The sequence below is a fragment of the Methyloceanibacter marginalis genome, from assembly GCF_001723295.1.
Lineage (GTDB): Bacteria > Pseudomonadota > Alphaproteobacteria > Rhizobiales > Methyloligellaceae > Methyloceanibacter > Methyloceanibacter marginalis.
Genome location: NZ_LPWD01000417.1, coordinates 1 through 10068 on the forward strand (window position 1 = coordinate 1; position 10068 = coordinate 10068).

The 10068-nt window shown below is 62.5% G+C and carries 11 protein-coding genes and 3 pseudogenes; 5 read left to right on the plus strand and 9 right to left on the minus strand.

The annotated features are described in order from the left end of the window. A pseudogene (locus AUC71_RS14065) lies at window positions 1-268 on the minus strand (hypothetical protein); the annotation flags it as partial. Window positions 269-438: 170 nt separating this feature from the next. Here AUC71_RS14065 and bioB point away from each other — a divergent pair. Next, window positions 439-1284, plus strand: a complete 846-nt coding sequence (bioB, locus tag AUC71_RS14070; RefSeq protein ID WP_425283397.1) for a biotin synthase BioB — start codon at window positions 439-441, stop codon at window positions 1282-1284. Beyond that, window positions 1227-1367, plus strand: a pseudogene (locus tag AUC71_RS22845) (hypothetical protein); the annotation flags it as partial. The gene bioB and the pseudogene AUC71_RS22845, both read left to right, overlap by 58 nt. On the opposite strand, the gene AUC71_RS14075 reads toward AUC71_RS22845, so the two are convergent. Beyond that, a complete protein-coding gene (locus tag AUC71_RS14075) occupies window positions 1368-1769 on the minus strand; it encodes a hypothetical protein (protein ID WP_141701727.1) in 402 nt (133 codons plus the stop codon). Between the two features lie 165 nt (window positions 1770-1934). On the opposite strand from AUC71_RS14075, the gene AUC71_RS14080 reads away from it, so the two are divergent. After that, complete coding sequence (locus tag AUC71_RS14080; protein WP_069624743.1) at window positions 1935-2783, plus strand: D-amino-acid transaminase; 849 nt, start codon at window positions 1935-1937, stop codon at window positions 2781-2783. A gap of 218 nt (window positions 2784-3001) precedes the next feature. On the opposite strand, the pseudogene AUC71_RS14085 reads toward AUC71_RS14080, so the two are convergent. Then, window positions 3002-3502: pseudogene (locus tag AUC71_RS14085) on the minus strand (YciE/YciF ferroxidase family protein); the annotation flags it as partial. A 156-nt stretch (window positions 3503-3658) separates the two neighbouring features. Here AUC71_RS14085 and AUC71_RS14090 point away from each other — a divergent pair. After that, on the plus strand, window positions 3659-3925 hold the full coding sequence (locus tag AUC71_RS14090) for a ribbon-helix-helix domain-containing protein (RefSeq protein WP_244500973.1): 267 nt from the start codon (window positions 3659-3661) through the stop codon (window positions 3923-3925). Window positions 3926-3929: 4 nt separating this feature from the next. Here the strand turns inward: AUC71_RS14090 and AUC71_RS14095 are convergent, their stop codons facing one another. The 6 genes from AUC71_RS14095 to AUC71_RS14115 form a co-directional block, all read right to left on the minus strand. Beyond that, window positions 3930-4817: an adenylate/guanylate cyclase domain-containing protein gene (locus AUC71_RS14095; RefSeq protein WP_069624746.1), complete on the minus strand. Its 888-nt coding sequence runs from the start codon at window positions 4815-4817 to the stop codon at window positions 3930-3932. Beyond that, window positions 4817-4972: a hypothetical protein gene (locus AUC71_RS19765; RefSeq protein ID WP_158007873.1), complete on the minus strand. Its 156-nt coding sequence runs from the start codon at window positions 4970-4972 to the stop codon at window positions 4817-4819. The genes AUC71_RS14095 and AUC71_RS19765 overlap by 1 nt, the downstream gene beginning before the upstream one ends. Continuing rightward, the gene (locus AUC71_RS14100) at window positions 4972-5361 is read right to left on the minus strand and encodes a DUF1987 domain-containing protein (RefSeq protein WP_069624747.1); all 390 of its coding nucleotides are present in this window, start codon (window positions 5359-5361) and stop codon (window positions 4972-4974) included. The genes AUC71_RS19765 and AUC71_RS14100 overlap by 1 nt, the downstream gene beginning before the upstream one ends. A gap of 10 nt (window positions 5362-5371) precedes the next feature. Beyond that, window positions 5372-5941, minus strand: a complete 570-nt coding sequence (locus AUC71_RS14105) for a SiaB family protein kinase (protein ID WP_069624748.1) — start codon at window positions 5939-5941, stop codon at window positions 5372-5374. Window positions 5942-5950: 9 nt separating this feature from the next. Next, the gene (locus tag AUC71_RS14110) at window positions 5951-8356 is read right to left on the minus strand and encodes a PAS domain-containing protein (protein ID WP_069624749.1); all 2406 of its coding nucleotides are present in this window, start codon (window positions 8354-8356) and stop codon (window positions 5951-5953) included. Between the two features lie 237 nt (window positions 8357-8593). Further along, entirely contained in the window at window positions 8594-8809 is a 216-nt protein-coding gene (locus tag AUC71_RS14115) for a hypothetical protein (RefSeq protein ID WP_069624750.1), read from the minus strand. Window positions 8810-9164: 355 nt separating this feature from the next. On the opposite strand from AUC71_RS14115, the gene AUC71_RS14120 reads away from it, so the two are divergent. Beyond that, window positions 9165-10068 (plus strand): quinoprotein relay system zinc metallohydrolase 2 (locus AUC71_RS14120; protein WP_069624751.1); only part of this gene is annotated, 904 nt, incomplete at its 3' end.

The following is a 10068-nucleotide window of genomic DNA, read 5'->3' on the forward strand; positions in this document are numbered from 1 at the left end:
TGGGAGCGAAGAGATCGAGATTGCCGGTCACCAGGCGCGAGGCGCCGGAGCCCACGCCGTGGACCTCCGCCCACTCCCGCGCGCGGGCCACAAGCGCCTCATGAAAGCGCAGTGCCAGATAGTCGTTGCTGGCGAAATTGACGTAAGTCCGGCCGCCGACCCGAAGGTGGCGCGCATCGCTCGCAGCCACCGCGGTCAGCTCCCGCCGCAAACGATCTTGCCCGATCGACGCGAGAAAGGCCTGGTACCGGCTTTCGCTTCCAACCATGATCCTGTATTAGCGAAGGGCCTGATCCCCAGCAATCAATCGCTTGGAACGCCGTGTCAGAAACCTTGGAAAGCTTGAATCCTATCAACCGCCAGGCCTCCCGAGCGGAGAGCCAGCGTGAGCCAAATGGCAACCCCGTAACCCGCCATGATTGGCAGACCATCGAGATCGTGTGCCTGCTAAGGGCGCCTCTGCTCGACCTTCTGGACGAGGCGCGGGCGGTGCACCAACAGCACCATGCGGACGGGCAAGTGCAGCTCGCCAGCCTGCTGTCCATCAAGACCGGGGCCTGCCCCGAGGACTGCAAGTACTGTCCGCAATCGGCCCACTACACCAAGAAGACCGGATTAGAGCGCGAGGCCCTGCTGGACGTGGACGATGTGCTGTCCAAGGCGCGCCTCGCCAAGGAGGCCGGCGCGACCCGCTTCTGCATGGGCGCCGCGTGGCGCTCGGTGAAAGACGGACCGGCCTTCGACAGCGTCCTCGACATGGTGCGCGGCGTCCGCGACCTCGACATGGAGGCGTGCGTCACACTCGGCATGCTGACCGAGGCTCAAGCCAAGCGGCTCGCCGAGGCTGGACTCACCGCCTACAACCATAATCTCGATACATCGCCCGAGTTCTACCGGGAGATCATCACCACAAGGACTTACGAGGACCGGTTGGAGACGCTGGCCCATGTGCGCGGCGCGGGCCTGCAAGTCTGCTGCGGCGGCATTATCGGTATGGGCGAGACCATCGAGGATCGGGCGCGCCTCCTGCAAGAGCTGGCCACGCTCGACCCGCACCCCGAAAGCGTGCCCATCAACGCTCTGGTCCCCGTGCCTGGCACGCCGCTCGAGGAGCACGCCCCCGTCGAGCCGCTCGACCTGGTGCGCATGGTGGCGACCGCACGCATCCTGATGCCGACGTCCTTTGTGCGGCTGTCGGCCGGCCGCTCGGCGCTGACTCGCGAAGCGCAGATCCTGTGCTTCCTCGCGGGCGCAATTCCATCTTCTACGGCGACAAGCTGCTGACCACGGCCAACAACGATGTAGACGACGACCTCGCCCTCATCGAGGAGGCCGGCTTGCGGATCAAACCGGCCTGCGCTTCGTGATCAGTGCGTCGCGCGGAGCTTCGGCGGCTCGCCCGGATTGGTGTGGTAGGTGATCATCAGCATCGACAGCAGCACCGCCGAGAACAATCCTGCCAAAGCGCCGACGCCGACCGGGGCGGTGAGCTCGCTGACATCGAGGACCTCCTTCGCCGCGAGGCTGCCGGCCAGCGAAGCAATGATGGCGTAGATCGCCACCAACGCGGGCGTCTTGGAGTCATCGGGTCCGACCCCTGCCCCTTTGGAAATAATGAGATTGCGGATGATGACCCCGGCGACGGCGCCAAGGAAGCCGGCGAGAACCGCCAGATAAACGGCGCCGAAGCTGCCACCAACCACCAGGCCGGTCACCGCTCCCACGACGGTTCCAACGAAGAGCACGATCAAAAGGCTTGCTGATGTCATTTCTGCCCCCCTTAATTTCCTGACCCACTTGAGGAATCAGTTCTTACTCGTGTGAGAGTTGAGCATGTGGCGTGAGCTTGGGCAAGAATCCGCGGCGCTCGGCCAGCTTGCCTTCGGACCCAGCGAACGCTAGGCAAGCGCATTCTCTCAGCCGTCCGGCAGCCCATGTCCCGCATCGTTTACGTGAACGGCGCCTACCAGCCAGAAGAAGAGGCGAAGATCTCCGTCTTCGACCGGGGCTTTCTGTTTGGCGACGCCGTCTACGAGGTCACGGCGGTGCTGGACGGGCGGCTCGTGGATTTCGACGCGCATCTGGCCCGCCTCGACCGATCGCTCAAGGAGATCGAGCTTTCGCTACCGATCCCGCATGAGGGACTGCGCGAGCTGCACGAAGCGCTGATCGCCGAGAACAAGGTCGGCGAAGGCATCGTCTATCTGCAGATCAGCCGCGGCCCGGCGGAGCGCGACTTCGCCTATCCCGAGCCCGCCCTGCCGACCGTCGTTGCTTTCACCCAAAGCCGGCCCCTGCTCGACAACCCTTATGCCGAGACAGGGATCAAGGTCGTCACCATCCCCGATATTCGCTGGAAGCGCCGCGACATCAAGTCGACCTCCATGCTGGGGCAAGCCATGGGCAAGCAGGCGGCGAAGCGCCAGGGCGCTTATGAGGCGTGGATGGTGGAGGATGGCTTCGTGACGGAAGGCACCTCGTCGTCGGCTTTCATCCTCGACGCCGACGGCGTGCTCCGCACGCAACCGCTGGGGTCCCATATTCTTCCGGGGGTGACACGCCGGGCCATTCTCCGGCTGGCCAAGGAGGAGGGCTTGCGCGTGGAGGAGCGCCCGTTCACCGTGGCGGAAGCCATCCAGGCGCGCGAGGCCTTCCTCACCGCGGCCTCCGCTTTCGTGCTCCCCGTCATTGAGATCGACGGGCACGCAATCGGGGACGGCGTCCCGGGGCCGGTCGCACGGGCGTTTCGCGCCCATTACATCGCCGAAGCCCGAGCCTCTTAGGCAAGAGACGGCCGGAGCCGCGAGGCCCCGGCCTCCGATACGATCCATCCAGTCTATTTCCGAGCAGTCTATTTCCGCGCCGTCTTGCGTTTCGCTGACCCGGTCTTGCGCTTGGTCGTGCCGCTTCTCGCGGCGGCCCGCTTGAGCGGCACCTTCTTCTTCGCACGCGATGACGACGGCGTACGCCGGCCAGTCGACCGTTTGGCGGCGGTCTTGCCAGATGCCCGGCGGTTCACCTTGCCTTCGGCCAGGGTGGTCAGCTTCTTGTCGGCCGCCTTCTCTTCCTTGAGGTTGGCGTTGAGCAGCCTCACGACGTTGTCGTGGCCGAGTTCTTTGGCCCAGGCGATCAACGTGCCGTAGCGCGACATTTCGTAATGCTCGACAGCTTGCGCACTGCCGAGGATAGCGGCATCGAGAACCTTGCTGTCATCCACCTCGCCGGCGACTTCATCGGCCTCCTTGATCAGGCCGTCGATAGCCGGGCAGTCCACGCCCTTGGGTTCCTTGCCCAGACTTTCGAACACGCGTTCAAGGCGTTTTACCTGCCCTTCGGTTTCCTTCAGATGGCTCCGCAACCCGGCGCTGAGCTCTCGGTTCGTGGCCTTCTCGATCATCTTCGGCAGCGCCTTCACGATCTGATTTTCGGCGTAGTAAACGTCCTGGAGGGTGTGAATGAACAGATCCTCCATCGATTTTATGTCTTTGCTGAACAAGCCCATTGTAGTTGTCCTTTCGGCGTTTCTCATGATTCTCGGCTCGCTCTCGCGCGTCGATCGGCGTTGCGAGACGTGCGACGTTAAATCGCCAAAGTTCCAATAAGTTCCGCGGAGTCGATCAGAGCGGAGGCGAATCAGCTATGTTTGGAACGAGATGAGATGCTGAGGACTGATTGGCTCATGACGCTTCCGTCCTATAAAGCGCGCCCGCGCCGCAAGATCATCGGTTTCGCGCCGGAGATCTTGCAGGCGCTCGAAATGCTGGCGCTCGACTGCGGCCGCAGCGTGCAGTCGCTGGCGGATGAGGCATTCCAGGATCTCTTGGGGAAGTACCACCGGCCGACCTCGCTGAAGGACGCCTTGCGGGAAAGCACACGCAGGCTTCCCGCCAACGACGACGCCCCGCCCGAGCGCCATGGGACCTAAGCCGCTATTCCTTTAGACGGTCCACGATGGCCTGAAGGGCCGCGATGGCCTCGGCACGGTCGTGCTTGTTCAGATCGAGCAAAAGCTTGAAGCCGTCCTGCTCCTCGCGGATGACGGACCCCTTAGCGACCAAGTCATCATAGAGGCCGAGAACCTTGTAGCAGCGGAGCGGTTCGGCAAACCCTTTGACCTTGATCGGCTCCTGCTCCTCCGCGTTCACCTCGTCCTTCACCAGCGCATAGGTCTCGTGGCCGATGAGAATACCGTCGGTCTCGGCAAAGGACTCGAGCCGCGCGGTGGCGTTCACGCCACTGCCGATGATGGTGTAGTCCATACGGTCGTCGCTGCCGAAATTCCCCACCGTCACGTAGGCGGTGTTGATGCCGATCCGCAGATGGAATGGCTGCTCGGCGCCAAGCTCCAGCCATTCCGTATGCAGCTCGGCAAGACGCTTCAGCATGGCGATGGCCATGCGCACGCACGCACGGGCGTCTTCCTTGACCCCCTTGGACTCGGGATCGCCGAAGAACACCATGATGGCGTCGCCGATATATTTGTCGATGGTCGCACCATGCTCCAGCGCGATGTTGGTCATCTCGGTGAGATAGCGGTTAAGCAGGTTGGTGAGGTCCTCGGACTCCATCTTGTCCGTGGTCTCGGTGAAATTCACCACGTCGGAGAAGAAGATCGTGAGCTTCTTCCGGCTCGAAGCGATCTCCACGTTCTGGGCGCCGGTGAAGATCGAATGATAGATTTGCGGCGAGAGATATTTCGACAGCTTGGTGGCGAGCGCATCGAGCGCCTTATTCTTCTGGGCAATCACCTCGTTGGCTTGACGCTGTTCCTTGGTCAGCGCGTTGAGCTGCTCCTCGTTGCGATCGCTCAAGCGCATCAGCCGACGCGTGGCCGCAGCAGCTTCTGGTAGTCCTTGACCAGCGCCTCATAGCGCTTGCCGTCCGCAAGTTCGGCGAAGCGGCCGCTCTCAATGAGCTCCTGCGCCGCCGCGAGCGCCCGCTCCTCGGCGCCGAAGAGGTCGTCGGATGACATTAGACGGACATCTTCTCGAGATGGAACTTGGCGGATTCGAGATCCTCGCCAAACTCCTCGCCGAGTTCCTGCATGGTGTCGTCTTCTTTGTCGTAGAGCCAGTGGATGTCGACGGAGGCGCCGTTCGCCGCCGCGGCTTCGAGCTTGTCCATGAGCATCATCACGGCCTTGGCGCTCGAGCTGTTGAGATAGATAAGCTCGAAGTCGAAACGGCAACTGCCCTGGCCGAGCCCACCGAGATACTCATCGAGCGCGTCGAACACTGGGCGGTAGAACTCGGTCACATCCTCGGGATAGGACTCGCCGGAAATCTTCAGGTGGTTGCCGGCGAAATCGAAACCCACGGCCGGCGTGCGCGAAGTCGCCTCAATATCCAGTTTATCTCGCATCACTCAGCCCTCAGATGGTCGCTTTAAGCGCGAAAAACGTATAGTCGGCATCGACCTCGACAAAATCGAACTCGATGGGCTGGGTGGCGCGCCGGGCGATTTCCATGAAGCCGAGGCCGGCGCCCTTGCTGCCCTCCTCGGGATCGGCCCTCAGCTTCTCTTTATAAAGGGCCTTGAGCTCGTCCTTGTTCATGTCTCTGATTCTGCTAAGCCGCTCACGAAGGCGCTCGACGTCGGTCTGGCGTACGAGATTGCCGGCACACACGATGTAATCCACCCCTTCCCTGCCGATGGTTAGGATTCCGTAGCGGATCTCCTTGAGTGCGCCTGCATCGGACGCGGGCGGCGGCGGCGCAAGCTGCATCTCGGCGGAGTAGCGGATGATGTTCTGCATTTGCTCGACGAAAATGGCAAACACACTGCGCAGCGTCTTGGTGTCGGCGTCGTCGATCGTGAGCTTCTGCTTCAACGCCTCGCCTACACCGCTGAGCACGGGTTCGGTCACATAGCCGCTATAGGCGAAGATCACACCTTGCTTATGCAGCATCGACCGCAGATCCATCAGTTGGCCGGCGAGCATCGGATCCTCCTAGGAGTGCGGAATGAAGCCCAAGACGGTGAGATCGTCACGGCGGCGTTCGTCCCCCTGGTACTGCTCGAAGGCTTCGCGCAACGACAGTTCCTGCTCCCTCATGGGCGCATCACGGAGTTTGTGCAAGAGATCCTGAAAGCGGCGCTTGCCAAACGAACGGCCGCGCGGTCCGCCGATCTGATCGATAAGCCCGTCGGTGGTGAGATAGAACGAGTCCTGGTCGTCATAGGGAAAGGTGTAATCGCTGAATCGTGTCTTGTGGGCGAAGCGCCGATAGCCCAGGCCCTTACGATCGCCCTTGATCTCGATGACGCCCTCCTGGTTGGCCCGCCACAGCGAGAAGCGTGCGCCGGCGAAGGTCATGGACTGTTTTTTGGGATTGATGAAGCAGATGCCGGCCTCGAGTCCGTCATCGGTTTCGCCTTGTTGGGCGTCCTGGCCGAGCAAGCTCCGCACGCCCTGGTGCAGACCGGTCAGAACTTCACTCGGCTTGTCGCTCGGCGCGCTGCGAAGCATCCGGTCGAGCAGTCCCCAGGCGATGAGCGTCATGAAGGCGCCCGGAACGCCATGCCCGGTACAGTCGCCGACCATGACCGCATAGCCGTCGCGGATCGGCTGAAACCAGAAGAAGTCGCCGCCCACGATGTCGCGCGGTTCCCAGATGAGGAAGTGATCGGCCGCCACGGCTTCCAGTTCTTGGCGTGCCGGCAGCACGGCGGATTGGATCCGGCTGGCGTAGCGGAGGCTTTGAAGAATGAGCTGATTAGCGGCCGCCGCCCGCTGTTCGCTTTCCTTCACCTCGGTGAGGTCGCTATAGACCGCAACGGTGCCGCCGGTCTCGGTGCGGCGCTCGCTGATCTGAATCCAACGACCGTCGGCGCGGCGTTGCAGGACCGGCTCGCCAGGATTGCGGTGCTCTTCGAGTCGCTGGCGGATCCAGCCTTCCTCGCGCCCGCGCGCATCGCCGATAACCCCATACCTGACCGCCTTGCGCAGGATTTCCTCATAGGTGGAGCCTAGCGGCGGAGGTCCCTCGCCCACGTCGAACAGCTCGGCATATTTCTGGTTGCCGAGAACGAGGCGATCCTCGGCGTCATAGAGCGAGAACCCTTCCGAGATCGTCTCGATCGCGTCGGTGAGCCGCTGCTCGCTCTGCTGAAGGACGGCCTGCTCGGCGGTCTTGCGCGCGGTCACCTCGCTCCAGGTACCGATCACTTCGAGCGGATGGCCCTGCTGATCCTTGACCAGGGTCTGCTCGTCACTAACCCAGCAATAAATGCCATCCGCCTTGCGGAAGCGGTATTCGGAGACGCGGTGACCGGTGTCGAAGAGTTGTGCTTGCCCGGCCTCGACCTCTTCCAAATCTTCGGGGTGAACGTGGGAGCGCCAGAAATCCGGCTTCGTCAGATAATCGTCGGGCGTGTAGCCCAGCACGCGCTTGATGTTTTCGCTGACGAAGCTGGGCGTGAAGTCGCCGGTCGCGCCGAAGCTGTAGACCACGGCCGGCGCGCTATGCAGCATCAGATCGAAACGCGCCCGGGCTTGGCTTTCGGCCTGCTCGGCCTCTTTCCGCGCGCTGATATTGCTCCAAGAGCCGACGATCTCGGCGGGGTTTCCCTTCTCGTCGCGCAGGAGATACTGGTCGTCGCTGACCCAGATATAGGTGCCGTTGCGCTTACGGAAACGGTATTCGGTGACGTGGCGTCCCTTCTCGAACAGGTTGCCCTGCTGGGCCTCCACGGTGGCGAGGTCTTCGGGATGCACGTGTGAGCGCCAAAAATCGGCATGCTCCAGATATTTCTCCGGACAGTAACCGAGCAGCCGCTTGATGTTCTCGCTGATGAAGGTCGGCGCGTAGTCGTCGCGGGCCTTGAAGCTATAGATGACCGACGGCGCCGTCTCCAGAAGCATGGCAAGCCGGGCGCGGGCGGCATCCTCGCCTTCCTCGGCGGCCTTGCGTGCGCTGATGTCGCTCCACGAGCCCACGATTTCGAGCGGTGCGCCTTCGGCGTCCCGAACAACGTGCTGCTCGTCGTTCACCCAGCAATAAGAGCCGTCCTTGCGGCGAAAACGGTATTCGAGGGCTTGGTGGCCGATATCGAAGAGATTCGCGATCTCGGCTTCGACCCGAGCCAGATCGTCCGGGTGAACGTGCTCCCGCCAGAAATCGGGGTTGCCCAGGTATTCCGAGGGTGCGCAGCCAAACAGGCGCTCGAGATTGTCGCTGACGAAGGTTGGCGCAAAGTCGTCACGCGCCTTGAAGCTGTAGATGACCGCCGGCGAGGCGGAGAGGAGCCGCGCGGCGCGCTCCTCTGCCGACGTCTTGCTCGCGTCGTCCATGGCTTGCTGGATGATGCCAGCGACAGCGCCGAGATCGGTGCCGGGGCGCAACAGGTCCGCCAAGGCAGCGGTGCGCGGCCGGCATGGTCCTTCGATGCGGTCATCGTCCCGCGCTTGATCCTCTTGAGGGCATCGTCTTGGAGCGTTCACTCCGGGCCGCGCGAAAAGCGCAAGGCCAGATAAACGCATATGGCCAGCGGATCATACCCCGAATCAACGCCGGAAATGGGCGCTGTCCATCCAAATCACCGCAAGGTTACCGCTCGCCAAGGCTGGTCGCCGTCATGCGTCCGACGAGGCCTATTGAGGAGTCTCCGGCGCCGGTGTTTCGGTTGCGGGAGCCTCCGCCGCCGGGGTTGCCGGCGACGTCTCAGGCGTTTTTGAGGAGAATTCGTCAGCGGTCTTGCCCACGACGCAGTCGAACCATCCGTCGTCGCCGAATTCACAGTTGTGCCGCTTGCTCTGCACCACCGCGAAAATGGCAACAATCACGATAAGAATAAGAATAAGTCGCATGCAAGTTCCCTCCCTTTTGCGCTCGCGTAACCTATACGAACGCAACCCAAACAAGAAGGGCCGGCGTTGCGCCGGCCCTCTGCGGTCCACGTCTTTATCTTCTACTTCAGCGGCGGGGCGGGAGGCGGCAGGGTCTCGACCGCGTAGGATTGATGGTGATGAAAACAGCCGCCCAGCGCGACGGATGCGGCGATGACGGCAACGGTCAGAACGATACGCATTTGTCAGTCCCTCCTGATTTCTTAGCGCTTTCCCGGCCTCACGGCGGCCAAGTTGGAGGGGTAACGCCGAAGGCGAAAATGAGTTTCCTGGCCTTCTTTCACGGCCTTACAAGTATTACGTCAGGCTGACAGTCATGTGCAAGCCACGCCTCATATCGCGACAGACGGTCCTCAGGGCGGGGCTGGCGCTCGCCGCCACTCCCCTGCTCCGCTACGCCCCGGCGCATGCCGCGGCGGCCGATGTGAGCGAAGTAGCGCCGGGCGTCTTCGTGCATCAGGGGCGCTACGAGGTGCAGTCGCCGGAAAATCGCGGGGACATGGCCAATGCCAGCTTCGTGGTGGGAAGCGAGGCCGTCGCCGTGATCGACACCTCGGGCAGTGCGGTGATGGGCGAGGACCTGCGCGAGGCCATTCGCGCCGTGACCAACAAGCCGATCAAATATGTGATCAACACGCATATGCATCCCGACCACGTGCTCGGGAATGCGGCCTTCAAGCAGGACGACCCCATTTTCGTCGGGCACTACAAGCTCGCCAGAGCGCTCGGCACCCGCGCGGACAGCTATCTCACCGCGAACAAGCAGATGCTCGGAGACGAGGCCTTCGCTGGCAGCGAAATCATCCTCCCGACGCTTGGCATCAAAGAGCCAACAACGCTCGATCTCGGCGACCGCGAGCTCCTGCTCGAACCGCAGGCCACGGCCCATACCGACAACGATCTGATCGTCACCGACACCAAGACCGATACGCTGTTTCTCGGCGATCTCCTGTTCTCGGTGCATGTGCCCACCATCGACGGCTCGATTAAGGGCTGGCTTGCCCTGCTCGAGGAGATGGGCAACCGCAAGGCCGCCCGCGTGGTGCCCGGACATGGGCCGAAGACCATGGAGCTGCCGGAAGCGCTAGAGCCCGAGCAGCGCTATCTGGCCGCCATCGCGGCCGACGTGCGCCGTCAGATCGCGAAGGCAAGACCTTGGCGGAGGCGACGAAAACCGCCGGATTCTCGGAAAAGGAGGCTGGAAGCTGTTCGACCAGTAT